Below are 24,322 nucleotides of genomic sequence, written 5' to 3' on the forward strand. Positions count from 1 at the left end.
GATCTTCGCCGGGCCCAGGCGGTGCGGGTCAGGTGGTGCGGTGGACCTTGGCGTTGGAGGCCTGTGCGCGGGGGCGGACCACCAGGAGGTCGATGTTGACGTGGCTGGGGCGGGTGACGGCCCAGGTGATGGTGTCGGCCACGTCGTCTGCGGTGAGGGGGGCCTCGACGCCCGCGTACACCTTTGCCGCCTTCTCGGTGTCACCGCGGAAGCGGGTTGTGGCGAACTCCTCCGTCTTGACCATGCCGGGGGCGACCTCGATGACGCGGACCGGGGTGCCGACGATCTCCAGGCGGAGGGTCTCGGCCAGTACGTGTTCGCCGTGCTTGGCCGCCACGTAGCCGCCGCCGCCCTCGTAGGTGGCGAGGCCTGCGGTGGAGGAGAGGATCACGATCGTGCCGTCCCCGCCCGCGGTGAGGGCGGGGAGCAGGGCCTGGGTGACGTTGAGCGTGCCGATGACGTTCGTCTCGTACATCTGGCGCCAGTCGGCAGGGTCGCCGGTGGCGACAGGGTCGGCGCCCAGTGCGCCGCCGGCGTTGTTGACGAGGACGGCGAGGGTACGGAACGCCGTGGCGAACTCGTCCACCGCATTGCGGTCGGTGACATCCAGGGCGTAGGCCGTTGCCTGGTGGCCCGCCTCGTTGATCTCGGCGGCGAGCGCCTCGATGCGGTCCTTGCGGCGGGCGGTCAGGACTACGCGGTAGCCGGCGGCGGCCAGCTGTCGGGCGGTCGCGGCGCCGATGCCGCTGCTCGCTCCGGTGATGACGGCGATCGGGATGGCGGCCATGACGGACTCCTCGGGCAGCTGATCGGTACGGGGCCAGGATAGGCAGGCGCGCGGTCAGTGGTTGCGCGGGGCGTACATGATCACGGCCATGCCGGCCAGACAGATCAGCGCGCCGATCACGTCCCAGCGGTCGGGGCGATAGCCGTCGGCGACCATGCCCCAGGCGATCGAGCCCGCGACGAAGACACCGCCGTACGCGGCGAGGATGCGGCCGAACTCGCCGTCCGGCTGGAGCGTGGCGACGAAACCGTAGGCACCCAGCGCGATGACACCCGCGCCGATCCAGATCCAGCCCCGGTGCTCGCGCAAGCCCTGCCAGACGAGCCAGGCGCCGCCGATCTCGAAGAGTGCGGCGATGACGAACAGAGCGACAGAGCGGGCGACGACCATGGAATCAGCGTGCCATGGGCGGCGAGGGGGAGTGCACGCCGAACCGGTTGGTGGATATGAGCAATTCGTGATGATCTGTATCTTCCCCGGGCCCTGGGCACGCGCTCATCGGGTGAGTGCGGCCTGCAGGGCCGCCGGGTCGGCGTGGTCGCTCGCCCAGGCGATGTAGCCGTCGGGGCGGACGAGCAGGGTGGTGGTGCGGTCACCCCTCCAGTGGGTATGCAGCAGCGGGGCCGGTGATGCCGGAGTGGCGGCGTCGTCGGGGGTGACGAGGACGAACGTGCCGTCGTGCAGCAGTTGGTGGCGGCGGCCCTCCCGCAGGCTCAGGTCGGGGGCTCGCTTTGCGGTGAGGGGGTGGGCGCCGCGCGGTGCCGCGTAGGCGATCGAGATACCGGAGATCAGGCCGATGGCCTTGTCGGAGGCGGGCCGGATCGTGGACAGCACCTTGGCGGCGAGTGCCCGGACCGTTCGCTGGAGCGGGGTGCGGGCCATGGCGAGGCGGACGAGGGCGCCGCTGGAGCGGAGCACCCTGGCGCCGACCGGGTGCCGTTCCGCGTGATAGCTGTCGAGCAGCGCCTCCGGGTCGGTCGTGTGTCCGCGCAGTACGGCGGCGAGCTTCCAGCAGAGGTTGGCGGCGCCCTGGAGGCCGGTGTTCATGCCCTGGCCGCCTGCGGGTGAGTGGACATGGGCGGCGTCCCCGGCGAGGAAGACCCGGCCGGTGCGGTAGACGGGTACCTGGCGTTCGTCGCTGTGGAAGCGGGAGATCCAGCGCGCCTCGCCGGGGGGCTCTTCGGCGAGCCGGACGTCGGCGAGAACGATCGACCGGATCACGGGTTCGCCGGGGAAAGGGAGGCCGAGCGCCTGACGCACCCGGCTGCGTACTCCGTCGGTACCGACGAGGTAGCGGGCGCCGAGCGTGGTCAGGCTGCCGTCCGCCTCGCGCAGTTCGGCGGTGACGGTGTCCGATGCGTCGCTCTGGTGGAGCGCGGTCAGCTCAGCAGCTCGGTCCGGCAGCGGCCGGCGTCTGCCCCGACCCGGCCGACGCCCCGCGCCGTGCGGCCCTCGTCGCCTCGCAGATCCTGGGGATGGCGCTCGCGCGCTACGTCCTGCGCATCACGCCCGCTGCCTCGATGTCGCGCGAGGAGGTGATCGTCTGGCTCGCGCCCACCGTTCAGCGCTATCTGACCGCCGAGCGGCCGTAACGGGACCGCGAGGGCTGCTGTCTGCTTCGTACACTCTCTGCATGCCGCAGAAGTCCCGGGCCCGCCGCAGTGTGCTGATGGCCGAGCTGACCGTCGAGTCGCGCCGCTACATGGCCGCGTACGCCCTCTTCAACCAGGCCGTCGCGGACCATCTGCGGCTCCACCCGACCGATCTGCAGTGCCTCAATCTGCTCAGCCTGGAGACGGTTCCGGTCACCACGGGCCGCATCGCGGAGCTGACCGGGCTCACCACGGGGTCGGCGACCCGGCTGGTCGACCGGCTTGAGCGGGGCGGCTATGTGACGCGCGAGCGTGACACGGCCGACCGGCGGCGGGTGCTCGTCACGACCGTCCCGGAGCGGATGGCGGAGATCGGTGCGGTGTGGGAGCGGCTGAACGGGGCATGGGCGGCGATGTTCGAGGCATACGACGACGACGAAGTGGCTCTGCTCATTGCCCATATGCGCAGGACGGTCGAGCTGAGCGCACTGCAGGTCACGGCGTTGCGGGAGGGTGCCCCGTCAGTCTCCGGCCCCGGACGGGCTTGACGGCGCCCGGTCGTGGCCGTTCTCCTCGGTGTCGTCCGGGGAAGTGGGCGCGAAGTCGTGGAGCGCCTTCGTGACGATCGCGTCCAGGCGGGAGTGGTGGGCCCCCCGCCAGTAGACGCGGTCGCACTCCGTGCACTGCGCGAAGACGTCGTACGAGTGCCGGGTGCCGTGCTCCAGGTGGTCGCTGACGGAGTCCTTGTCGGCCGCCTTCAGCGGGCCGTTGCAGGCGGTGCATCTGGTCCAGGGGGCCAGATGCGGCGTGAACCGCTCCAGCACGTCCCGCAGTTGGTCATCCGGCCGGTCGCTGTAGACGTACGCCCCGGCCCAGATCTCCCGCCGGTGCAGAAGTCCGCGGTCCCGGGAGAGCAGTACGCGGCGTTCGTCCGCCGACCGGGTGGCCAGCGCGGCATCACCGATGTCCTCGCTCTCGTACGCCGCATCGACACCCAGCAGCCGAAGCCGCCGGGCGAGCGTGCCGAGGTGGACGTCGAGCAGGAACCGCAGGGGTGCGCCCGGGACGCGCTGGGGGCGTTCCACGGCGCGTACCTCGACCAGCTCGCCCGCCCCCGGGATGTGAGAGACGGATACGGGGCGGCCGTCGACCAGGAGCTGTCCGGCCTCCGTGAGCGGGATGCCGAGCGACTCCACGACATGACCGAGGGTGGAGGATCCGTCGGTGGTCACGGCAGAGCGTCCCCTGCGGCGTTCATGGGCGACGAAGAGCCGCAGTTCGGGGTCGACTTCGAGGTGGATCTCCGGTCCGTTCACCTCGTCAGGATGTCATTGCGCGGGGTGCGTCAGCCAGGGGTTTCGGCGCCGGGCGCAGGGCTCAGGGGCGGAAGGCGGCCGCGTGTTCCTCGGCCCAGGTGGCGAAGGTGCGGGCCGGGTGGCCGGTCAGCTTCTCCGTGTCGCCGGTCACCTCGGCCGGTGAGCCGTCCGTGGCGGCCGAGTAGGCGAGCAGCGCGTCGGCGATCGGCTCGGGAACGAAGGGGGCCACGGATTTCTTCCAGGCCTCCCCGGTCACGGTGTCGACGGCGATGGGGCGCCCGGCCGCCGCCGCCAGCAGGCCGATCTGTTCGGCGGCGGTGAGCGATTCGGGGCCGGTCAGGTGGTATGCCGCGCCCTGCAGCCGAGGGTCGGTGAGAACGGCGAGGGCGGCCTCGGCGATGTCCGTCCCGTGGATCGGGCTGGTGTGGCTGCGAGGGTGGGGAAGGCCGACGGAGCCGCGGGTTCGTACCGACTCCGCCCACTGGTACGCGTTGCTCGCGAAGGCGCCGGGGCGGAGCAGCGTCGCGGTGAGGGGTGAGGCGCTCAGAGCCTGTTCCACCGCGTGGTGGGAGGCGGCGATCGGGTTGCCGTGGGCGTCCGGGCCGAGGACCGAGCTGGAGGACAGCAGCACGATGTGGCCGACCCCGGCGGTCTCGGCCGCGGAGAGGAAGGCTTCGATGCCGGACGCCTCGGCGTAGAGGAAGACGGATCCGACACCGTCGAGAGCGGTCGCGAAGGTGGTGGGATCGCCGAGATCGCAGGCCACGATCGGTACGCCGGCGGGCAGGGTGGTGAGCGTCTCGGGGTTGCGCGAGGCGGCACGTACGGCGTGGCCGTCCCGGTGCAGGAGTGAGACGAGCGTGGAGCCGATACGGCCTCGGCATCCGGTGACGAGAGTGAGCATGGGGTGGAGTCTCCTCTGATCATTTTTTATCTGTGATGCGCATAAGCTGCGCGACGCAGATAAATATCCTGGACGAGAACCCGCCCGTCAAACGGTTTCGTGCGGGCCCGGGGGCAGGGCTCCGCTCGATCCAATGGTTTTGTTCCCGCATGAAGATCCTCGACCTCGAACCCGGCGATGCCCGACTGGCCGCCGACCTGCTTCCCGTCCTGCGCGAACTCCGCCCGCACCTCACCGAGGACCTCTTCCGGGAGGTGTACGAGAAGGGGCACGCACAGGGGCTGCGGTTCAGCGCCGCCTACGACGACGAGGGCGCCTGCGTGGGAGCGGCCGGCTGGCGCATCGTCGACAACACCAGCCAGATCCGGATGCTGTACGTGGACGACCTGGTCACCGCCGAAGGCGCCCGTTCCACCGGCGTCGGCCGCCGGCTCCTCGGGCATCTCGAAGGGCGGGCCAGGGAGGCCGGCTGTCTGCACCTCAACCTGGACTCGGGCACGCAGCGCACCGACGCCCACCGCTTCTATCTGCGGGAGCGGCTGGGCATCGTCGCGTTCAACTTCGACAAGGTCCTTGATCTGGACTGAGCTCAAGGCCCGGGCCCGGCATGGGCCTGAGCGTGGGCCGAGGTTCAGCGTCCCGCGTCCGGGGCGTCCGGAGTGAGGTCCAGCTGCCAGTCGTTCGTCAGCAGCACATTGCCGGGCGGGTACTCGAAGTCGCACTTGCCGATCAGGGTGAAACCGGCCTTGCGGCACACCGCGTTCGACGCGCCGTTGCCGACGGACGGATAGGCTTGCAGACAGCGGTGCTTGTGCTCGGCGCGGGCCTGTTCGGCGACGGCCGTCGTGGCAGCCGTCGCGATGCCCAGGCCCTGGTGTCCGGGGAGGACGGCCCACCCCGTCTCGTACACCTCCCGGCCCTGCCAGGTCCGCTCCCAGAAACCGATCGTGCCCACGGCCTCGTCCCCGTCGGCCAGGGCGATGCGGAACATCCTGCCTCCGCCCGTCCGGTCCGCGCTCATCGCCACGTAGCGCTCGTGACGCGCTATGAGCTGCTCCTCCGTCTCGGGGCCGCCCAGATGGTCCATCAGCTCCGGTGCATTGGCGCGGCGGAGCAGCTCCAGGTCGGCGTCCGACCAGGGCTCGATCCGTACGGATGATGAAGCGGTGCGTTCCATGCCAAAACTGTAGGACGCGGCACTGACAGCCGGATGGGGCTTGGGTAATCAGAGGGGGCCCTCCGGTAATCAGTGTGGGGCGAACGCCGTCGGCGGGACACCGACCGTGGCCGTGAAGTCTCTGATCAGGTGGGCCTGGTCGCTGTAACCGAGCTCCGCGGCGAGTGCCGCCCAGTCCACCTCCGGGGCCGATTCGGCCCGCTCCAGTGCCTCGTGGATGCGGTAGCGGAGGATGACCCACTTGGGGCCGACGCCGATGTACGCGGCGAAGAGCCGCTGGAGCGAGCGCGACGACAGCCCTTCGATGCGGGCGAGCTCGTCGACGCGGCGCACCGTGCGGTCCGTTCGTACCAGGTCGACCAGGGCCATCGCACGTTCGGCCTGCGGGTCCGGTTCCGGGCCGAGCCCCAGCAGATACGCGTCGAGTGCCGCCACCCGCGCGTCCTCGTCCGCCGGGTCCAGCACGGCCGACGGCGGGGCGGGCGGGGCGAACACCTCGTCCGCGGGGAGCCGCCGCCCCGTCCACTGAGACACCGGCCGGTCCGGTGCGAACGGGCGGAATCCGCCGGGCCGGAACTGCACCCCGCAGACCCGCCCCCGGCCCTCCAGCTTCTGCGTGAAGAGCTCCAGACCGATGCCCGAGACCTCTGCGAACCCGGCACCGTGGTCCTCACCGGTCCCGTACCGCTGGAAGACCAGATTCACGGACGGGTGCGGCACCAGATGGGAGGCGTACGGCTTCGGCAGATCCCAGTCGATGAGCCAGTAGTGCTCCAGGTACGGCCGCAGTACGGGGGCGGGCTCGCGGCGGCGGAAACGTACCCGCGCGAAGAGTTCGGGGGCGTCGACGATGCCCCGGGTGTCGCGTCGAGGACCTGCCATGGCGGCGATTCTATGACGCACGGAACTCCGTGGGGCAGTGTCGCGTTTCTTCAAGCGCCGGGCAGCTCCGGCATGCAGGGTCGAAGCATGAAGAAGATCAGCGAGTTGCTGGAAGCGGCCGCCGGGCGGGCCGTCCCCGTGATGCACGGGATCGACGACAACAGCCTGGGAGACCCCACGCCGTGCGCGGAGTACGACGTACGGGCCCTGGTCAACCATCTCTTCCAAGTGGTCGTCAACTTCCAGGCCCTGGCGGCCAGGGAGCAGGCCGACTTCGGCGCGGTGCCGGACGCCGTCACGGGGGACTGGCGGGCCCGCTTCGGCGAGGAGACGGCCGAGCTGGTGGCGGCCTGGGCCGTGCCCGGCGCCGACGAGGGGACCGCGGGGTCCATGGGTCTCCCGGCCAGGACCGTCGGGAACATGGTGCTGGGCGATCTGACCGTTCATGCCTGGGATCTGGCCCGTGCCACCGGTCAGGAGTTCGTTCCGGACGAGTCCGTGCTGAGCGAGATCGGTCCCGGACTGGCCGCGATGGCGCCGATGGCCCGGGAGGCGAAGGTGTTCGGCGAGCCCCGTCCCGTACCGGACGGGGCTAGCCCTTTCGAGCAGGTGCTGGCGCTGACCGGCCGGGATCCGGGCTGGCGGCCTCCCGGCGCGTGACGCCGGGGGCCGGAGGGTGCGTGTCCGGCGAACCCGGGCTGTCGTAGAGGCCGCCCAGCCTCGTGTAAGCGCCGTCGACGATGTCCTCGGCGTCCACCAGCATCGCGCGCTCGGCCAGCCGCGCCGCCTGATGCGTGTACGGGGACGGCGGCGCTGGGTGCCGACGCCGCCACCAGCTCTCGCACGCCGCGTAGATACCGCCGGCGAAGACCAGCACGGGGATGGACAGGGCCAGCAGGGTGTCGTCCATGGCAGGCCCTCTCACGGCGCGGAACAACGTGGATGTCTTCTGCATCGGCAGGATCGGCAGGTCAGCTGGAGATCATTCTTCGGCCAATGAATGGCCGAATGCGGGTGATTGGGGGTGGGGACCCTGGGCCGACGCCCCCGGTCCGGCCTACCGGCTCCGCACGTACGTGGTGTGGACGTACGGCAGTTGCCGTCCCGGCAGCCGTGCCGGAGCTCCCGGCGCACCGCGCCCGTCAGGTCCACCGCGCGCAGCGAGTGCACCCCGGCGAAGACCGCGAGATCACCGCTCGGCGCCACCGTGCAGGTACCGAAGCGGCGGGGCCAGGGCGCGGGGAAACGGATCGCCGGGGCGCCCTCGGTGTCCGGGTCGACGGCGGCCAACTCGGTGTCGCCGCGCTGGAGGAGCAGACGCCGGCCGGGGGCGGGCTGCTCGTCGCCGGATGCGGGTCGCATGTCCTCCTGGTGCGCGGGCCACCGCAGGAGGTGCGGGGCGTCCGCAGCATCCTGCCTGCGGTCCAGCGGTCCAGCGGTGCGGCGAGCGTGGTGACAAGACGTGCGGCGGCAGCCTTGGGCATGGGTCGGCCCTCCCCCTCGTACATGAGTACATCGACTCGCACATGAGTGCATCGGTACGAGGTCAACCGCACGGCCGGGGGCCGGCAGTCGCTCGCGCCCATGAGGTCGGTCACGCCGTTCCCGAACTCCTCGACTGCTCAAGTGTTCGACGTAGTATCCGGTTTGTGGACCGTGACGATGAGCCAGTCTTCATACGGAGCAAGTGGGGGACGAGCCGCTATGTCTACAACCCCCGGAACCCCATCGGTCTCGCGCTGATCCTGATCACCCTGCTCCTGGCCGTGGTGGTGCTGATCCTCATGCAGGAGCGCGTGGGCCCCTTCGCGCCCCCCGAACCCACGCCGTGGAGCACCGTGCCGGCGTACGAGCCCTGGCCGGCTTCGACGTACGTCCCTGACACCGACCCCACGCCGAGCGTGCAGGAGTCGAGCGCGGAGGAGTCGAGTACGGGCGACCCGTCGGGGCCGTGAACCGGCGGGTGCGGCCGGGCGGCAGTTGCTTCGAATGCTTCGATCGGTATCGGTGTCCCCGCTGCCGGCTCCGGCCGCTGCCGACCGCAGCGCTTCCCCGACCGGCGTCAGGTCCGGTACGTCTCAGGCTCGGGACGAAAGGTACGCATCGGGGACGACGGCGACCGGGCAGGGCGCGTAGTGCAGCATCGCGTGGTTCACCGGGCCCAGATGGAATCCGTGCCATCCGCCGGTCCGCCGGGCGCCGACGACCAGCAGTTCGGCACCTGCGGCGGCGGCGATCAGTTCCTGGTGCGCCGGTCCCTGCACCACCGACCTGTGGATGGTGACGTCGGAGGAACCGGTCCGGTCCAGCGCCGCCAGTACCTCTTCGAGGTGTTCCTCGGCCTGTTGGTGATGTGCGGAGGCCGGGGAGCCCGCGAGGAGCGGATGGCTCATGGCCTCGTGGGCGGGGGAGCGCCAGGCCCGTACGGCGATCAGCTCGCCGTGGCGCGACGCCGCCTGGCCGAGTGCGAAGGCGGCGGCTGCCGAGGGTCCTGCGGCGCTGCCGATCCCGACGACGACGCGGCCGGGCTTCGGCGGGGTGCTCGGCGCCGTTGCCTGGACCACCACGACCGGGCAGTGGGACCGGCCCGCGAGCGCGAGGCTGACGGACCCCAGGAGCATCCCGGCGATCCGGCCCCGGCCGCGGGAGCCGAGGACGACCAGGGCTGCCTCGTGGCTCTCCCTGACAAGTGTGGCCACCGGGTCCTCGGGCTCCACGGACGTCACCACGCGCACCTCGGGGCCGAGCCGTTGCGCGCGTTCCCGGGCCTCGGCGACGAGACGCTCCGCGAGGACCTGTTCGGTGGGACGCTCGGTGTCGGAGGGGGAGTGCGTGCCTTCGTAGCGCTCCCACAGCGACGCGTGGACGACGCGCAGGGGAAGCCCCGATCGTGCCGCTTGTGCCGCTGCCCAGTCCAGGGCACGGAGACTGCCCTCCGATCCGTCCACTCCGACGACTACGGGGAGCTGCATCGCTCCCACCGCCTTCCGTGCTCGGTTCACCTCGGGCCCGGGTGAATTGCTCAATAGCTCGGGCGCATGTCCGGGCGTGAGCCCGGATGTTTCTACGGTTCGATCGTCAGCACCTGGTCCAAGGGGCGGCGTGGCGTGTGCGGTCCCGTGGGCCCGTATCCCAGGCGGACGATCATCTGTGCGTGCCCCGTGCCGAAGACAGGGTCGCGCAGGAGCCACCGCAGGTCCGGCCATTCGATGGGCTGGGTCGCGAACGAGGTGGACACATTGTGGAGCGTGGCGGTGAGCAGTACGCGCTCCAGCGCCTGTCCTGCGCTCAGCCAGTCCGTGGGGTGATCGCCCGGGGTGCTCAGCAGGGCCAGTTGCGGCCGCTTCTCGAAGCGGACGCGTGCCCGGCCCGGGAGGAGGCCGGTTCCCGCGAAATCGCGGGTGGTCGCTCGTTCGGAGGCGTCGCGGGGGCCGAAGGCGTAGTCCGGGATTCCGTCGACGGGCGCACCGGTCTTCGTGTCCCGGGTCCAGTGCTGCTGCTCCGCCTCCCGTGCCGGATCCCCGCGGTCGTATCCCTCGGCGTCCCGGATCAGTTCGAGCACGGTCTCCAGATGCGGCGGGGCCAGGAACGCGAAGTCCGCGCCCTCGATACGGGCCGCGTCGGCGAACTGCGCACGGATGTCCTCGGGGATCGGCTGCTCGTCGAACGGATAGCGGCTGGTGTGCCGGTCCCGGATCGCGGGGTGGAGAGCGGCGAGCGCTTCATCCGCGGGTTCCCGTGGAGCGTCGGGGCGGACGCCGAGACGGACGGTGGCCAGTACGGCCGGGGCCGATGGTTCGGGCAGCAGCGCGGTGACCGCGTCCAGGCCGTGGTGGGCGGCGGACACCCGCAGGTTCAGCAGGGCCGCGCCGCAGCCCACGTGCAGTGCACGGGTGGCGGGGTCGGCCTCCGGCATCGCTCGGTCGAGGTCGGCCATGAGGGTGAGGGTCCGGCCGGCGCGTGTGTAGCGGAACTGCCAGGGCTGGGCGTTGTGCATGGACGGGGCGGCGGTGGCATCGGCGACGAGGCCGGCCAGCGTTGCGTCGTCGAGAGTCTGGCTGGGCATCGGAACTCCCGGAGATCGGGAACGGTCGATGGTCTCTTCAGCATGGAACAGATGCCGGCCGGGTGGTATGGGCCTTTCGTCCCTCGGGCATGCCGCAGAGGGTCCCGCTGCGGAGGGTCCCGCGCCCGGACGGTCCCGCCCCCGGAAGGTCCCGCGCCCCGGAACGTTTCAGTCCTCAAGGGACGCACCCCGGGGACCGTACAGCTGCAGCAGCCTTTTCCGTGTTCCGTACAGGCGCTCCGCCACCGTCTCGGCGACGTACTTGTACACCGCCCGGCCCAGCTTCGCATCGGCCTCGCACAACGAGCGGACGGCAGCGGCATCGAATTCCACGGCCTGTCCCGCCCGGATCACGTGCGCACCCATGTGCCACACGTGCGGGGTGAACAGCCAGGACCAGCCCAGCAGATCGTCCTGGCCCAGCGTCTCGATGACCGCCGCACGACGGCCGGGCACACGGATGTCGACCTCGACCTGTCCGGAGCGGATGATCCAGAAGTGGTCGGCCCGTCTGCCTTCTTCGAAGAGGCGTTCGTCGAGGGCCAGAGGCACTTCACGGGCAGCCTCGTCGAGCAGGCGTGTCCGGCCGTCGGGCGGGATCGCGTCGAGCAGACTCCTGGTCGTTGACATGGAATCCTCCGTCCGTGGCGGGTCCCTGGAGGGCTGCGGCGGCCGCGCGTGCCCGGACGCGGCTGCCTGTTGTGAACGATATGCGCGGTTTCGGGGGGACGCTCGGCCGCGATGCCGTGCGAAGTCCACGACGCGCCCGTGCGCCGGAACCGTGGTGCCATGGAGAGGAGCCCCTGACGAAGGGACCGCCCCGGTCATGGCAGCCGCACAGTCCCTGGCACCGTGCCTGCGCTCCGTGCGGGCCGTGGTCTTCGACACCGACGGAGTGATCACCGACTCCGCCGGGAGACACGCCGCAGCCTGGAAGAAGGCGTTCGACGCCTGTCTGTCGGCCGTCGAGGGGCAGCGGCCGTTCGACGACGACGACTATCTGCGCCACGTCGACGGCCGGTCGCGGAAGGACGGTGCGGCGGCCTTCCTGGCATCGAGGGGACTGGACCTTCCCGAAGGCAGCCCCGACGACCCACCGGGAACCGCGACGGTATGGGCGATCGCCGCCCGCAAGGACGAGCTGTTCACGCAGAGCCTGCGCACCGACCCGGTCGACGTCTGGCCCGGCACGGTCCGTCTCCTCGGCGTGCTGCGCCGTGAGCGGGTGCCCTGTGCCGCCGTCTCCGCGTCCCGGCACGCGACGGAACTGCTGGCGCGGGCCGGCCTCATCGACCGGTTCGACGCCGTGGTCGACGGAAACGAGGCGCGTCGGCTGCGGCTGCCCGGGAAGCCGGACCCCTCGCTCTTCGTCGAAGCGGCGAGGCGTCTGCGGACCCCGGCCCGGGATACCGCCGTGGTGGAGGACGCGCTGGCCGGGGTCGAGGCCGGGCGACGCGGCGGCTTCGGACTCGTGGCCGGCGTGGACCGTACAGGCACCCCCGCCGGCGCCGCCGAGCTGCGCCGTCACGGTGCCGACATCGTGGTGCCCGATCCGGGGGACCTGCTGACGGCCGGGGACGACTGATGGCGCGTGCCTGGACCTGGTCGTACGAGGGGTACGACCCGCAGGAGGAACGGCTGCGCGAGGCGCTGTGCACGCTCGGCAACGGATACTTCGCCACCCGCGGAGCCGCGTGCGAGACGTCCGAGGGCCGGTCGCACTACCCCGGCACCTATGCGGCGGGCTGCTACAACCGGCTGGCCTCCTCGGTCCGGGGCCGCCGGGTGGAGAACGAGGACCTGGTCAACCTGCCGAACTGGCTGCCGCTGCGCTACCGCATCCACCCCGCCGGTACCGCCCCGGGACCGTGGCTCTCCCCGGATCACGAGCACCTCGTGGAACACCGCCAGTCACTCGATCTGCGCGGGGGCACGCTGACCCGCCGGTCCGTCTACGAGGACGGGGCGGGCCGGCGGCTGCTTGTGGAGCAGTGCCGCCTGGTGCACATGGGTGATCCGCATCTCGCCGCCCTGCACACGGTGTTCCGGTCGGAGGGATGGACGGGCGCGATCGAGGTGGAGGCGGGGATCGACGGCGACGTCCGCAACTCCGGCGTCGCGCGGTACCGGGATCTGTCGAACCGGCACCTGACCGGCTGGGTGACCGCGGCGGAGGAGGACGGTGCGGTGTCGCTGAGGTGCCGCACGGTGGAGTCGGACATCGGTGTCGCGCTGGCGGCCCGCACGCGGGCCGGGTGCGGCGGTGAAGGGAAGGAACAGCGGGTCGGCCCGAGTTCCCGGCACACGTCGAAGGCGGTCTTCCAACGGCTGATGCTCCCGCTGAGCCCGGACTCCGACGCCGTCGTCGACAAGACGGTGGCGCTGTACACCTCGCGCGACCGCGCGATCGGCAGCCCTTTGCGGGCAGCCGTGGCCGAGGTCCGAAGAGCCCCGGACTTCTCGCATCTGCTCTCCTCGCACCAGCGGGCCTGGGCCGATCGCAGGTCCGGCTGGAGGTCCCGGGCGAAGCGGGTCGCATTCTCCGGCTGCACCTCTTCCATGTACTGCAGACGCTCTCCCCGCACACCGCCGGACTCGATGTGGGGGTACCGGCGAGAGGACTGCACGGTGAGGCGTACCGGGGCCATGTCTTCTGGGACGAGCTGTTCGTACTGCCGTTCCTGAATCTGCATCTCCCGGAAGTCTCCCGAGGACTTCTCGACTACCGTCACAGCCGGCTGCCCGCAGCGTGCCGAGCGGCGAGCGAGGCGGGCAGGGCCGGGGCGATGTACCCCTGGCAGAGCGCCGACAGCGGACGTGAGGAGACCCAGGAACTCCATCTCAACCCGAGCTCGGGGCGCTGGCTGCCCGACCGCTCCCGGCTGCAGCACCATGTCGGCTCGGCCGTCGCGTACAACGTCTGGCAGTACTGCCAGGCCACCGGGGACACGGAGTACCTGCACTCCAAGGGCGCGGAAATGCTGCTGCAGATCGCCAGGTTCTGGGCGGACAGCGCCGAATGGGACGCGTCCCTGGCCCGGTATCGCATCCGCGGCGTCGTCGGACCGGACGAGTACCACGACGCCTATCCGGGGACCGAGGCTGCAGGCCTCGACGACAACGCGTACACGAACGTGACAGCGGCCTGGGTTCTGTCCCGCTCGACGGAGCTGTACCGCGCCCTGTCCGGGACACGACGCCGGCAGCTCCTCGACCGGATCCGGCTCGATCCCGCTGAACCGGAACGCTGGGAGGACATCTCCCACCGGCTGCATGTGCCGTATCACCGGGGTGTCATCAGCCAGTTCGCCGGTTACGGGGAGCTGGCCGAGCTCGACTGGGAGGGGTACCGGAGGCGGTACGGGGACATCCGGCGGCTGGACCGGATCCTGGAGGCGGAGGGCGACACCGTCAATCGTTACCGGGCGTCCAAACAGGCCGACGTGCTGATGCTCGGCTACCTCTTCTCGCCGGAGGAACTCGCCGGTCTCTTCCGGCAGCTCGGGCATGTGCTGGACGACGACACCTGGCGTGCCACCGTCGATTACTACCTCGCCCGTACGAGCCACGGCTCCACGCTCAGCTCCCTGGTCCATGCCTGGGTGCTGGCGCGCGCACGCCGCGAGACGGCGTGGAAGTACTGCGAGGAGGCGCTGACCGGGGACGTGGCCGACATCCAGGGCGGCACCACCGAGGAAGGCATCCATCTGGGGGCGATGGCGGGCACCCTCGACTTCGTACAGCGCGGGATGACGGGGCTGGAGACCCGCGACGACGCACTGTGGCTCGCGCCGGCCACGCTGCCCCAGCTCTCGAAACTCGGGGTACGCATCAGATTCCGCCGGCACTGGGACGTGGACCTGCGCATCCGTGCCCAGCGCCTGCGGATCGCCGTACCGGACTCGCACCACCCGGCCGTCCGGGTCGTCCTGGGAGGCCATACCCATGTGATCACACCCGGTACGGCCCGATGGCTCGATCTGCCCCCGGTCCGGCACAGCGCTCTCCCGCCCGGCCACGAAAGCCCTGCCCCGCCCGCCCACGGAAGCCCTCCCCCGCCCGGCCGAGGAACAGGGGGGATCGTGGAGGAAGAAGGCGGAACGTCTCTCACCGGACGTGCGTCATGGCCCGCCCCGTGACCGTCGGCCCGAACGGTACGCCCGCAAGCCGGCTTCGGCCGCCGGCGGCCTTGACGCACGCCCTCGCCGCGCCCGTCGACTACCGGGTCGCCCCGAGTCGCGTGACCAGGTGGTGCCAGCCTTCCTCCAGTCGCTCCGGCGCAATGCCGCGCTCCTCGGTGAGGTGGTGGACCAGAGCGGTGTCGATGGATTCGAGCAGGGTGTGTGCGAGCAGTTCCGGGTCGCCGGGCACGTCCGCCCGACGCAGCAGCATCGCGATGTGGCTGAGCCGCAGATGGCGGGCCGGGACGGTGTAGTTGCGCAGCGGGTCCGTCCGGCTGGCCAGGATCAGGGGGTGTTGATCGCGTTCGTGGCGCAGGACGGCGGGCCCGAAGGCGTGCAGACGCTCCGCCGCGGGGGCGTCGGGGCCCAGGGGCGGCGGACCCGAGAGGAAGGCGGCCTGGAGTTGCTCCTCCCGATGGTCCAGGAGCGCGAGCAGGAGTCCGGCTCGGTCGCCGAAGCGCCGGAAGACGGTGCCTTTGCCCACCCCTGCGGCGGCGGCCACCGATTCCATGGTCAGGTTCGCTGCTCCGCACTCGGTCAGAAGCCGGGAAGCGGCGTCCAGCAGGCGCGTGCGATTGCGCGCCGCGTCCGCCCGTAGCTGCGGCGGCTCACCGGTCGGGGCGAGCGGGAGACTCGTCCGCGCCTCGCCGGGGTCGGGCTGCCTGAGCGGCGGGGGAACGTGACCGGTCATGGGCTCAGAGTAGCGCCCGGAAGACATAAGTGGACCGCAGTCCGCTTAAGTGGTACAACTTTCAACGGCCCACGGTCCGCTTGTTCCGCAGATTCCGCCCTCCGGGAGTTCTCCATGTCTGTACGCATCCTCGCGCTCGTCGGTAGCCTCCGCGCCGGCTCGCACAACCGTCAGCTCGCCGAAGCCGCCGCCAAGCACGCCCCCGCGGGTGTCGACATCGAGCTGTACGAGGGCCTGGCCGACGTGCCCTTCTACAACGAGGACGTCGACGTCGAGGGAAGCGTCCCGGCCGCTGCCGCCCGGCTGCGCGAGGCGGCGGGCCAGGCCGACGCGTTCCTGCTGTTCTCGCCCGAGTACAACGGCACCATGCCGGCCGTCCTGAAGAACGTCATCGACTGGCTGTCCCGCCCGTACGGTGCCGGCGCCATTTCCGGCAAGCCGGTCGCCGTGGTCGGCACCGCCTTCGGTCAGTACGGCGGCGTATGGGCGCAGGACGACGCCCGCAAGTCCGCCGGGATCGCGGGCGGTGTGGTCCTGGAGGACGTCAAGCTGTCCATCCCGGGCTCCGTGACGCGCTTCGCCGACACCCACCCCGCCGACGACGCCGAGGTCGTCACCGCGCTCACCGAGGTCATCCAGCAGGTGACCGCGCAGGCCACTTCCGCGGCTGCCTGACCCCCCGCGTGCGCCTCGTCGAGGCGCCGACGAGGGCCGGCCGCGCCGGTCGGGGCGTCACCGTCACCGCCGTGCGGACCGACGCCGAGGCGGAAGCCCTGGACTTCTCCGGCTCACCAAAGGGTCGTCGCGACACTCGCGTGTTGCGACGGCCCTTTGGTGTCTGCCGTGTGCGGAGGGGGCTTCCAGGGCCTCGAATCCATGGCGGCAGCTCCCCCCGGAAACGCGCAACGCGCGGGTTCCGGGGAACTTCTGCATGCGCTCGCCCGCGGAAACGGGGCGGGTCCCGGGGTCTTCACAGAACGCTCACAGGCGATCATTTGTGAGAGCGGGCCGAGTGAACCGCAATCCGATGCCCCGGGCCGTCAGGTCTGTGTGATGACCGTCACGCTGATCATTTCGGTTTCGGTGTCGTCCGGATGCGGGGTGCCGGGCGTATGCCCGGTGAGACCGAGGAGATCCAGGAGCTGATTGTTGACCGTCGAGGAGTTCGAAGAGTTCTACGCGCAGACGGCCGCCCGGCTGACGGGGCAGTTGTTTGTGATGCTCGGCGACCAGCACGAGGCGCAGGACGTGGTGCAGGAAGCTTTCGTCAAGGGCTGGAGCCGACGGCGTCAGCTCGACCGTGACGGGCAGCCCGAGGCGTGGGTCCGTACGGTCGCCTGGCGATTGGCGGTGAGCCGGTGGCGCGGGCGGAGCCGTATGGCGGATGCCTGGCAGCGCAGTGGTGCCCCGCCCCATACGGAGGCTCCTGGTCCGGAGTCGGTGGCCCTGGTGGAAGTGCTGCGGGATCTGCCGCCCAAACAGCGCCGCACGCTGGCCTTGCACTACGTATGCGATCTGACCGTCGAGCAGATCGCCGCGGAGACCGGTCTGGCGGCCAGCACCGTCAAGACGCATCTGGCCCGGGGCCGGGCCACGCTCTCGCATCGTCTGCAGGATCCGCATACCGAGGAGGGGCCCCGTGTCTGAACCCCAAGACCCGCTGCGGTCCCTGTTCAAGGAGGCTGCCGCCACCGGCCGGTCCCGCGCCCGTTCCGCTCCGCTCTCGTTCATCACCGAGCGTGCGGAGCAAGTGCGCAGGCGCCGGATCCTTGCGCTGGCTGTCGGAGTCTGTCTGGTCTTCTCCGGCACGGGTGCGGCCGTGGCCGCACTCCTGCCCGACAGCACCAGCACCACCGTCCCGGCCACCACCCCTTCCACCCCCCGGCCCTCTCCTGCGTCCTCCCTGCCCTCCTCGCCCCGCACCAGCCCGCCGCCGGCGGGGAGCCCCTCCTCCGGCCAGAGCGCATCGGGGTCATCGGCCACCGCCTCCCGCAGCCAGAGCGACCCGCCCCGCTGACCTTCCGCCTCCCGTGCCCCGGGTGACGCCTGCCCGGGGCACGGGCGGCACGCGCACATCGACCCAGGAGATTCTGTTGTGAACCTTTCATCCCCCCACCGGCAGCGTGAGCGTCCGCCCGCCCGGACCAGGACCGCTCCCGGGCCGCCCCGCGATACGCCGTCACCGAGCACGACGTCCTTCGGCCGGCTGTTTCTCCGGCTCAAGCCCGCCGACCGCGAGGTGCTGTGGCTGTACCTGCTGACCCGCGCGGGCATCTGGATCATTGCCTACTGCACCCGCTGGCTGTTCGCCGACGACCGCCAGACCCACCACGCCGCCTCGTTCTTCTCACCGTGGCAGCGGTGGGACTGGTGGCACTACCTGCACATAGCCCAGGACGGCTACTTCCCGGGACAGTCCGGTCCCTGGATATCCGGCTGGGACAACAGGGAAGCCTTCTTCCCCGGCTTCCCCCTCGTACTGCGGGCCGTCCACACCGTCATTCCGAGCTGGCCCGCGGCCGGTGCGCTGATCTCCCTCGTTGCCGGAGGCGTCGCCGTGCTGGCCCTGGCCCGGATCGCCCGGCTGCACCTGTCACAGGACGACGCGGGCCAGCGCGCGGCCCTGTTCTTCCTGCTCTCCCCGTGCGCGGTCTTCCTGGCCGCCGGCTACACCGAAGCGCTCTTCCTCGCCTTGGCCCTGCCGGCCTGGCTGGCCGCCCAGCGCCTCAACTGGCCGCTCGCAGCCGTCCTGACATGCCTGGCCACCACCGTCCGTGTCAGCGGCCTCTTCCTCGCCGCAGCTCTCGCGGTCCACTTCCTGGTCACCGCCCGCACCCCCGCCCACTGGCGACGTCTTCCCTGGCTGACCCTGCCCGCCCTCCCGCCGTTCCTCTACAGCTGGTACCTGCACACGCACACCGGCGACTGGATGGCCTGGAAACACGCCGAGGAACGCGGCTGGTACCGCGACTTCCACGCCCCCTGGGAAGCCTGGCAGAACACCTGGCACGCCGCCTTCGGACACTCCCAGAGCACCGGGTACGCCCTGATGAGCCAGGCCGAACTCCTCACCATGCTGGTCGGCATCGGCCTGTGCGGCCTGCTGCTCCGACAGCGGCGCTGGCCGGAAGCCGTGTACATCGGCCTCAGCCTGTGGGCCCTGGGCACTTCCTACTGGTACACCTCCATCCCCCGCGCGACCCTCCTGTGGTGGCCCCTGTGGACCGGCCTCGCTGCCTGGAGCCTGCGAAACGCCCGCGTCCAGACCGCCTACCTCGTCATCGCAGCACCCCTGATGACCGTCTTCGCCGTCACCTTCCTCTCCGGACGGTGGGCCGGCTGACCCACTGCTTTCGATGCCGTTCGGTCGCACGCCGCGATGGCCGTGCACGGCGGCAGCAACGCCCCGTCGGCAGGACACCGGTCCGGTCGGTGCGCAGACGAACGTGGAGTGGCATGTGATGCGCCCCACACGTTGTTACCGGGAACCTCCCTCCCGCCTCGTCCGACTCCTGGAACAGCACGGCTCGAATCGGCCGACGCCGTGCCACGTGACCTGGAGACGCGGTTGATGGACGAGTCCCGGCAATCCTCTTCCGGCGCGGGTGCGGTGCTGTACAGGTTCGCGCCCCCGCCCGCGCTCTGCGGCTTCCTCCTGCTGCTGGCGCTGATGTTCACGGTGTCGTACGCCGTCGGGGCGGTCGCCGGTCCGGTGGCGCCCGGCATGCACGGCACCGGAACGAGCACCGGCGGAGAGCGGGGCGGCGGCGCGGACATGGACGACATGGACATGGGTGGCACGGGCGGCACGCACGGGGGAGGCCACTGATGGGCGCGGAATCCGTGACCGCTCCGGTGACGACCGACCTGACTGTGGGCGGCATGACCTGTGCGGCCTGTGTGAAGCGCGTCGAGAAGAAGCTCGGCAAACTGGACGGCGTCACGGCGACGGTCAATCTCGCCACCGGGCGCGCCCGGGTGAGCCATCCGGTGGAGATCAGCGCTCAGGAACTCGTCGAGACCGTGGAGAAGGCCGGCTACACGGCCGCGCTCCCCCAGCCGCCCAGGAAGCGACAGCGCGAGGACGGTGACGAGTCCGAGGACGTCAAGCAGGAGCGCGACCGGCTGCTGATCACCGCGTTGCTCGCGCTGCCGGTGCTCGTGCTGTCGATGGTGACCGGTCTGCAGTTCCGTAACTGGCAGTGGCTGTGCTTCGTTCTCGCCGCGCCCGTCGCCGTGTGGGGCGCCTGGCCCTTCCATGTGCGTGCGATCCGGGGGTTGCGGCACTCGGCGGCCACCATGGATACCCTGGTCTCGCTCGGCGTGGCCGCCTCCTTCTCCTGGTCGGCGTACGCGCTGTTCCTCGGCGGGGCCGGCGATCCCGGCATGCGGATGCCGTTCAGCCTCGTGCCCTCCGCTGCGGAGGGCGTCGCGCACATCTACCTCGAAGCGGCCGTCGGCGTACCGCTGTTCGTGCTGGCGGGCCGGTTTCTGGAGGCACGGGCCCGGCGTGGGACCGGGGCGGCGCTGCGGTCGCTCGCCGGGCTCGCCGCCAAGGAAGTCTCCGTACGGGAGAGCGGCCACGAACGACGCATCAGCATTGAGGAGTTGGACGTCGGGCAGGTCTTCGTCGTGCGTCCCGGGGAGCGGGTCGCCACCGACGGGCAGGTGGCCGAGGGCAGTTCAGCGGTCGACCTGTCCCTTGTCACCGGGGAGAGCGAACCCGTCGAGGTCGGGCCGGGCTCGGCCGTGGTCGGTGGGGCCGTGAATGCCGGCGGGCTGCTGCTCGTGCGGGCCACCGCGGTCGGCGCCGACACGCAACTGGCCCGGATCACCCGGCTGGTGACGGAGGCGCAGGCGGGCAAGGCGCGGGCGCAGCGGCTGGCCGACTCGGTGGCCGGTGTCTTCGTGCCCGTCGTGCTGGCGCTGGCCGTCACGACGCTCGGGTTCTGGCTGGGCGCAGGGGCCGATCCGCAGGCGGCGATCACCGCGTGCGTCGCTGTCCTGGTCGTGGCCTGTCCGTGCGCGCTCGGCCTGGCGACCCCGACCGCGCTGATGGCCGCGACCGGGCGCGGGGCCCAACTGGGCGTGCTCGTCACCGGTCCGCAGGCCCTGGAGGGACTCCAGCACCTCGACGCCGTGGTCCTCGACAAGACCGGCACGCTCACCTCCGGTCACATGAACGTCGCCCGGGCCACCGCCGTGTCGGACGGGCTCGGTCGTAATGTCGTACTGCGGCTGGCGGGAGCCGTCGAGCAGGGCTCGGAACACCCGTTGGGCCGGGCCATCACCGCGTATGCCCGGCGGGAGTCGGACGCGCAGCTGCCTGATGTGGGCGAGTTCCGGGCGCTGCCAGGGCGAGGCGTGCGCGGCCGGGTCGAGGGGCGGCTGGTCGAAGTCCTCGCCCCGGACGACGAGTTGCCCGCCGCGCTCGTCGACGCGATGGCGGTCGCCGAAGCCGCCGCGCACACGCCCGTGACCGTCCGCGTGGACGGCGTGACGGAGGCCCTGATCGAGGTCGGAGACGTCGTACGGCCCGGCAGCTACCGCGCGGTCGACCGGCTGCGGCGTCTCGGCGTACGCCCCGTGCTGGCCACCGGCGACCGGGAGGCACCTGCCCAGGCCGTCGCGAAAGCCCTGCGCATCGACGAGGTGCACGCCCGCTGCACCCCGGTGGACAAGGCCGGCCTCGTACGGGATCTCCAGGAGAAGGGCTACCGGGTCGCGGTCATCGGCGACGGCGTGAACGACGCCGCAGCCCTGGCCGGTGCCGACCTCGGCATCGCCATGGGCAGCGGTACGGACGTGGCGATCGGGGCCGCCGACGTCACGCTCGTACGCGGCGACATCGAGGCGCTCGCGGACGCGGTCCGTCTCGCCCGGCGCACGCTGGGCACGATCCGCGCCAACCTGGTCTGGGCGTTCGGCTACAACGCCGTCACCGTCCCGCTGGCCATGGTCGGCCTGCTGAATCCGATGCTCGCAGGGGCGGCGATGTCGGCCAGCTCGGTGCTGGTGGTCGCCAACAGCCTGCGGTTGCGTGCCTGGCAGCCCTCGCCCGCCCGGAGGCGTACCCGATGAACGGACGGAACCTCTGGCGGCCCACCCGCCGCCGGCTCATCGACAGCCTGCGCGCTGCCATCGCACCCATCGCCGCGTTCGGCCTCGCCCTCGGGGGACTGACGACCTGGGCCACGGCCGGGAAGGCGGGCAGCCCGGCCCGCATCGCCGTCACGTCCGGGCGGGTCTTCCTGCCGTATGGCGACAGCACGCGGACCGCGGCCTTCTTCGACATCACCAACACCGGCGGCGCCGACGACCGGTTGGTCGGGGTGACGTCTTCCGGGACCGGAGGCGAGATCGAGCTCAGCCGCCACCGCATGACCGGAAGCGGAGCCGCGTACCGGGAAAGCATGGCCTCGGCCACTGTCCGCGCGGGCAGCGAGCTCTCCATGTCACCCCAGGGGCCGGCCGTCACTCTGCGGCCCAAGGAGGGGTGGCGGGTGGGCGGCCTCGTCTCGTTCACACTCCACTTCGAGCGCAGCGGGTCGATCAAGACTCTCGCAGTCGTGGTCCGCCCGAGCGGCTGAGCCTCCTGAATATCAGGCCGGTCCGTCAGCTGCCGAGGCCACCAGCACCTTCCGGCACGCATCGGCGGCCCGGCCGGTCGTGTCGGCGTAGAGGCGGCAGTGCTCGTGGTGCCGGGCGTACCGCTCGCACAGGTCGTGGCTGCGTCGGCAGGCGATCAGGCATGCCTGCGCCTGGGCGGTGAGGAGCGCCGGGTCGGGGCTGCTGCCTCGGGTGAGGACGCGGCGGGTGGTGGCGGGTGACGTCGGCGCAGTCCTGGTCCAGCGGGGAGGCGTGCGGACGGTCTGACCGGAGCGTGTGCGGGCTCCGGCCGCAGACCTGGTCAGCAAGAGCAGTCGGATGGGAATGCCGGCCAGTTCCGGCGCGCTGAAGTGGCTTGGATCACATCCGGTCGGTTGAGTGCGGGGGCGGGGCAATATCCGTACCCACGCATGACGAGCGGTGCCCGGATGCGAGGATGAGGCGCTATGAGTGCTGGGTGGTGTTCTCGCACGATACGGGCCGCGGTGTTCGCGGTCGTATGCGTGCTGCTTGCCGCCCTGGGGCACGTCATGATGTCCGGCTCCTACGTGCCCGCGTGGGCGCTGGCCGCCGGCGTTGCCGTGACCGGTGCCGTCGGCTGGTGCCTGGCGGGTCGTGAGCGCGGGCTGCCGATGGTCGTGACCGTCGTGGTCGTCGCACAGACGGCGCTGCACTGGGCGTTCTCACTGGCCCAGTCGGCATCCGGCGGCAGTGCCTCCATGGACATGAGCGACATGGGGTCCATGCACATGAGCATGGACATGGGGTCGATGCAGATGGACTCCATGGACATGACCCACATGGACATGACCCACATGGACATGACCCACATGGACATGACCCACATGGACATGACCCACATGGACATGACCCACATGGGCATGGGCCACATGGGGCACTCCATGGACGGCGGCTCGTCGTCGTTCGGGATGCTCGTCGCCCACCTCCTCGCCGCGCTCCTGACCGGCTTGTGGCTGGCGTGTGGGGAGAAGGCCGCCTTCCGCATCCTGCGGGCCGTGGCCGGATGGCTGGCGGCACCACTTCGGCTGCTGCTTGCTCTGCCGGCCGCCCCGGGTGGCCCTCGCGTCCGTCTCGCGTGTCCTCGCTCGGACCGGGCACCGAGCCTTCTCCTTCTCGCCTACGCGATCTCTTCTCGGGGTCCTCCTGTGGGGACGGTTGTCGTCTAAAGACAACTGGTTTCCCGAGGCTGCCCGTGCGCGCCTCGGGCCTCGGCCGTACGCCCGCACAGGCGCCGTGGCGTCATCACGCCGTCGCGCCTTGCGCGTTGTAGGGCCGTCTCCCCACTCACCGGACCGCTCGCGCCCTCGCGCGCCCCGGTCCGGATCACGGATTCCGAGAAGGACACCACGTGATCACCTCTGCCTTGCTTGATTTGCACAGCAAAACGGATAAAACGGCATCGGTCGACGAATCGATAACCGCGTGGGCGCTGGCCGCCCGAGGCGGTGACGCGGACGCCGTCGAGCAGTTCGTGCGCGCCCTGCAGCGCGACGTTCAGCGTTTCGTCGCCCACCTGTGCGGCGACCCCCAGGCTGTCGACGACCTCGCCCAGGACACGTTCCTGCGCGCGCTCGGCAGTCTGCACCGGTTCGAGGGCCGTTCCTCGGCGCGTGCGTGGCTGCTGGCCATCGCCCGCCGGGCCGTCATCGACAGCTACCGGTACGCCGCCGCCCGGCCCCGGCTGTCCGACGCACTGGACTGGCAGCTGGCCGTCGAACTGGCCCAGCCCCAGGATCTGCCGGGCTTCGACGACGGCATCGCTCTTCTGGACCTGCTGGCCGTTCTGCCCGACGAACGCCGGGAGGCGTTCATCCTCACTCAGCTGGTCGGTCTCCCCTACGCGGAGGCGGCCGAGGTCAGCGACTGCCCGGTCGGCACGGTCCGCTCCCGCGTGGCCCGCGCCCGGGCGACCCTGATGGACCTGCTGGACGAGGCGGAGGAGTCCGCCGCGCTGGCGGCGGCCTGAGCCAACCCGTACGAGGGTGGGGGGTTCGGCGGGGAGAAAACAGGAACAGCACCCCCGGCAGACACCCATCCCAAAGCAAGGGACGACGGAACACCCCCAGACGAAAGGACAACCCCCCACTATGGTGGTC

At 71.1% G+C, this 24,322-nt stretch carries 28 protein-coding genes and 2 pseudogenes; 16 read left to right on the top strand and 14 right to left on the bottom strand.

The genetic code is table 11. From position 1 onward, the window contains the following. Window positions 1-28: 28 nt before the first annotated feature. The 3 genes from ACZ7IB_RS10745 to ACZ7IB_RS10755 form a co-directional block, all read right to left on the bottom strand. Window positions 29-787, bottom strand: coding sequence for an SDR family NAD(P)-dependent oxidoreductase (locus ACZ7IB_RS10745; protein WP_470911273.1), 759 nt, complete (start codon window positions 785-787; stop codon window positions 29-31). 54 nt (window positions 788-841) lie between these two features. Then, window positions 842-1,177, bottom strand: coding sequence for a YnfA family protein (locus ACZ7IB_RS10750; RefSeq protein WP_093898485.1), 336 nt, complete (start codon window positions 1,175-1,177; stop codon window positions 842-844). Window positions 1,178-1,282: 105 nt separating this feature from the next. After that, complete coding sequence (locus ACZ7IB_RS10755) at window positions 1,283-2,191, bottom strand: FAD-dependent monooxygenase (RefSeq protein ID WP_470911839.1); 909 nt, start codon at window positions 2,189-2,191, stop codon at window positions 1,283-1,285. Here ACZ7IB_RS10755 and ACZ7IB_RS10760 point away from each other — a divergent pair. Both ACZ7IB_RS10760 and ACZ7IB_RS10765 read left to right on the top strand, forming a co-directional pair. Further along, window positions 2,173-2,379 (top strand): annotated as a pseudogene (locus ACZ7IB_RS10760) (TetR/AcrR family transcriptional regulator); the annotation flags it as partial. The gene ACZ7IB_RS10755 and the pseudogene ACZ7IB_RS10760 sit on opposite strands and share 19 nt — an antisense overlap. 41 nt (window positions 2,380-2,420) lie before the next feature. Next, window positions 2,421-2,927: a MarR family winged helix-turn-helix transcriptional regulator gene (locus tag ACZ7IB_RS10765; protein WP_470911277.1), complete on the top strand. Its 507-nt coding sequence runs from the start codon at window positions 2,421-2,423 to the stop codon at window positions 2,925-2,927. Here the strand turns inward: ACZ7IB_RS10765 and ACZ7IB_RS10770 are convergent. Both ACZ7IB_RS10770 and ACZ7IB_RS10775 read right to left on the bottom strand, forming a co-directional pair. Beyond that, entirely contained in the window at window positions 2,901-3,695 is a 795-nt protein-coding gene (locus ACZ7IB_RS10770) for a Mut7-C RNAse domain-containing protein (RefSeq protein WP_470911279.1), read from the bottom strand. The genes ACZ7IB_RS10765 and ACZ7IB_RS10770 overlap by 27 nt on opposite strands. Window positions 3,696-3,756: 61 nt before the next feature. Further along, window positions 3,757-4,599 carry an NAD(P)H-binding protein gene (locus tag ACZ7IB_RS10775; protein ID WP_470911281.1) on the bottom strand — a complete coding sequence of 281 codons (843 nt, stop codon included), beginning with the start codon at window positions 4,597-4,599 and terminating at the stop codon, window positions 3,757-3,759. Between the two features lie 149 nt (window positions 4,600-4,748). Between ACZ7IB_RS10775 and ACZ7IB_RS10780 the strand changes: the two genes are divergently transcribed. Next, complete coding sequence (locus ACZ7IB_RS10780) at window positions 4,749-5,186, top strand: GNAT family N-acetyltransferase (protein WP_470911284.1); 438 nt, start codon at window positions 4,749-4,751, stop codon at window positions 5,184-5,186. Window positions 5,187-5,230: 44 nt separating this feature from the next. Here the strand turns inward: ACZ7IB_RS10780 and ACZ7IB_RS10785 are convergent, their stop codons facing one another. Together ACZ7IB_RS10785 and ACZ7IB_RS10790 are read right to left on the bottom strand one after the other, a co-directional pair. Next, the gene (locus ACZ7IB_RS10785; RefSeq protein ID WP_470911287.1) at window positions 5,231-5,776 is read right to left on the bottom strand and encodes a GNAT family N-acetyltransferase; all 546 of its coding nucleotides are present in this window, start codon (window positions 5,774-5,776) and stop codon (window positions 5,231-5,233) included. A 69-nt stretch (window positions 5,777-5,845) separates the two neighbouring features. Further along, window positions 5,846-6,658, bottom strand: coding sequence for a DUF6597 domain-containing transcriptional factor (locus tag ACZ7IB_RS10790; protein ID WP_470911289.1), 813 nt, complete (start codon window positions 6,656-6,658; stop codon window positions 5,846-5,848). Between the two features lie 87 nt (window positions 6,659-6,745). Here ACZ7IB_RS10790 and ACZ7IB_RS10795 point away from each other — a divergent pair, with 87 nt between their 5' ends. Next, window positions 6,746-7,318 (top strand): TIGR03086 family metal-binding protein, encoded by a 573-nt coding sequence (locus ACZ7IB_RS10795; RefSeq protein WP_470911291.1) that lies wholly within the window; start codon window positions 6,746-6,748, stop codon window positions 7,316-7,318. On the opposite strand, the gene ACZ7IB_RS10800 is transcribed toward ACZ7IB_RS10795, so the two are convergent. Further along, entirely contained in the window at window positions 7,251-7,568 is a 318-nt protein-coding gene (locus tag ACZ7IB_RS10800) for a hypothetical protein (protein WP_470911295.1), read from the bottom strand. The two genes, ACZ7IB_RS10795 and ACZ7IB_RS10800, sit on opposite strands and share 68 nt — an antisense overlap. A gap of 11 nt (window positions 7,569-7,579) precedes the next feature. After that, the gene (locus ACZ7IB_RS10805) at window positions 7,580-8,020 is read right to left on the bottom strand and encodes a hypothetical protein (protein ID WP_470911298.1); all 441 of its coding nucleotides are present in this window, start codon (window positions 8,018-8,020) and stop codon (window positions 7,580-7,582) included. 287 nt (window positions 8,021-8,307) lie between these two features. On the opposite strand from ACZ7IB_RS10805, the gene ACZ7IB_RS10810 reads away from it, so the two are divergent. Continuing rightward, window positions 8,308-8,613 (top strand): hypothetical protein, encoded by a 306-nt coding sequence (locus ACZ7IB_RS10810; RefSeq protein ID WP_470911299.1) that lies wholly within the window; start codon window positions 8,308-8,310, stop codon window positions 8,611-8,613. Between the two features lie 123 nt (window positions 8,614-8,736). On the opposite strand, the gene ACZ7IB_RS10815 is transcribed toward ACZ7IB_RS10810, so the two are convergent. The 3 genes from ACZ7IB_RS10815 to ACZ7IB_RS10825 form a co-directional block, all read right to left on the bottom strand. Then, a complete protein-coding gene (locus tag ACZ7IB_RS10815; protein ID WP_470911302.1) occupies window positions 8,737-9,630 on the bottom strand; it encodes a universal stress protein in 894 nt (297 codons plus the stop codon). Window positions 9,631-9,722: 92 nt separating this feature from the next. Further along, window positions 9,723-10,724 (bottom strand): Acg family FMN-binding oxidoreductase, encoded by a 1,002-nt coding sequence (locus ACZ7IB_RS10820; RefSeq protein WP_470911305.1) that lies wholly within the window; start codon window positions 10,722-10,724, stop codon window positions 9,723-9,725. 168 nt (window positions 10,725-10,892) lie between these two features. Further along, window positions 10,893-11,354 carry a cyclic nucleotide-binding domain-containing protein gene (locus tag ACZ7IB_RS10825; RefSeq protein WP_402002206.1) on the bottom strand — a complete coding sequence of 154 codons (462 nt, stop codon included), beginning with the start codon at window positions 11,352-11,354 and terminating at the stop codon, window positions 10,893-10,895. A gap of 196 nt (window positions 11,355-11,550) precedes the next feature. Here ACZ7IB_RS10825 and ACZ7IB_RS10830 point away from each other — a divergent pair, with 196 nt between their 5' ends. Together ACZ7IB_RS10830 and ACZ7IB_RS10835 are read left to right on the top strand one after the other, a co-directional pair. Further along, complete coding sequence (locus ACZ7IB_RS10830) at window positions 11,551-12,309, top strand: HAD family hydrolase (RefSeq protein ID WP_470911308.1); 759 nt, start codon at window positions 11,551-11,553, stop codon at window positions 12,307-12,309. Next, window positions 12,309-14,710 (top strand): annotated as a pseudogene (locus tag ACZ7IB_RS10835) (glycoside hydrolase family 65 protein); the annotation flags it as partial. The gene ACZ7IB_RS10830 and the pseudogene ACZ7IB_RS10835, both read left to right, overlap by 1 nt. 232 nt (window positions 14,711-14,942) lie before the next feature. Here the strand turns inward: ACZ7IB_RS10835 and ACZ7IB_RS10840 are convergent. Then, entirely contained in the window at window positions 14,943-15,596 is a 654-nt protein-coding gene (locus tag ACZ7IB_RS10840) for a TetR/AcrR family transcriptional regulator (protein WP_470911310.1), read from the bottom strand. A 114-nt stretch (window positions 15,597-15,710) separates the two neighbouring features. Here ACZ7IB_RS10840 and ACZ7IB_RS10845 point away from each other — a divergent pair, with 114 nt between their 5' ends. From ACZ7IB_RS10845 to ACZ7IB_RS10875, 7 genes are all read left to right on the top strand, one after another. Beyond that, on the top strand, window positions 15,711-16,271 hold the full coding sequence (locus ACZ7IB_RS10845; RefSeq protein ID WP_470911312.1) for an NAD(P)H-dependent oxidoreductase: 561 nt from the start codon (window positions 15,711-15,713) through the stop codon (window positions 16,269-16,271). A 474-nt stretch (window positions 16,272-16,745) separates the two neighbouring features. Then, window positions 16,746-17,243 carry a SigE family RNA polymerase sigma factor gene (locus ACZ7IB_RS10850; protein ID WP_470911314.1) on the top strand — a complete coding sequence of 166 codons (498 nt, stop codon included), beginning with the start codon at window positions 16,746-16,748 and terminating at the stop codon, window positions 17,241-17,243. Continuing rightward, the gene (locus ACZ7IB_RS10855) at window positions 17,236-17,613 is read left to right on the top strand and encodes a hypothetical protein (RefSeq protein WP_470911316.1); all 378 of its coding nucleotides are present in this window, start codon (window positions 17,236-17,238) and stop codon (window positions 17,611-17,613) included. Before ACZ7IB_RS10850 ends, ACZ7IB_RS10855 begins: the two co-directional genes overlap by 8 nt. A 78-nt stretch (window positions 17,614-17,691) precedes the next feature. After that, window positions 17,692-18,939 (top strand): mannosyltransferase family protein, encoded by a 1,248-nt coding sequence (locus tag ACZ7IB_RS10860; protein WP_470911318.1) that lies wholly within the window; start codon window positions 17,692-17,694, stop codon window positions 18,937-18,939. 228 nt (window positions 18,940-19,167) lie between these two features. Continuing rightward, on the top strand, window positions 19,168-19,425 hold the full coding sequence (locus ACZ7IB_RS10865) for a hypothetical protein (protein ID WP_470911841.1): 258 nt from the start codon (window positions 19,168-19,170) through the stop codon (window positions 19,423-19,425). After that, window positions 19,425-21,677 carry a heavy metal translocating P-type ATPase gene (locus tag ACZ7IB_RS10870; RefSeq protein WP_470911321.1) on the top strand — a complete coding sequence of 751 codons (2,253 nt, stop codon included), beginning with the start codon at window positions 19,425-19,427 and terminating at the stop codon, window positions 21,675-21,677. Before ACZ7IB_RS10865 ends, ACZ7IB_RS10870 begins: the two co-directional genes overlap by 1 nt. After that, complete coding sequence (locus ACZ7IB_RS10875) at window positions 21,674-22,186, top strand: copper chaperone PCu(A)C (RefSeq protein ID WP_470911323.1); 513 nt, start codon at window positions 21,674-21,676, stop codon at window positions 22,184-22,186. Before ACZ7IB_RS10870 ends, ACZ7IB_RS10875 begins: the two co-directional genes overlap by 4 nt. Before the next feature lie 12 nt (window positions 22,187-22,198). On the opposite strand, the gene ACZ7IB_RS10880 is transcribed toward ACZ7IB_RS10875, so the two are convergent. Further along, window positions 22,199-22,513, bottom strand: coding sequence for a four-helix bundle copper-binding protein (locus ACZ7IB_RS10880; protein ID WP_470911326.1), 315 nt, complete (start codon window positions 22,511-22,513; stop codon window positions 22,199-22,201). 138 nt (window positions 22,514-22,651) lie between these two features. On the opposite strand from ACZ7IB_RS10880, the gene ACZ7IB_RS10885 reads away from it, so the two are divergent. Together ACZ7IB_RS10885 and ACZ7IB_RS10890 are read left to right on the top strand one after the other, a co-directional pair. Further along, window positions 22,652-23,392 (top strand): hypothetical protein, encoded by a 741-nt coding sequence (locus ACZ7IB_RS10885; RefSeq protein ID WP_470911328.1) that lies wholly within the window; start codon window positions 22,652-22,654, stop codon window positions 23,390-23,392. A 182-nt stretch (window positions 23,393-23,574) separates the two neighbouring features. Then, on the top strand, window positions 23,575-24,192 hold the full coding sequence (locus ACZ7IB_RS10890) for a sigma-70 family RNA polymerase sigma factor (RefSeq protein WP_470911331.1): 618 nt from the start codon (window positions 23,575-23,577) through the stop codon (window positions 24,190-24,192). The last annotated feature ends 130 nt before the right edge of the window (window positions 24,193-24,322 follow it).

The organism is Streptomyces sp. NPDC037301, assembly GCF_055602785.1.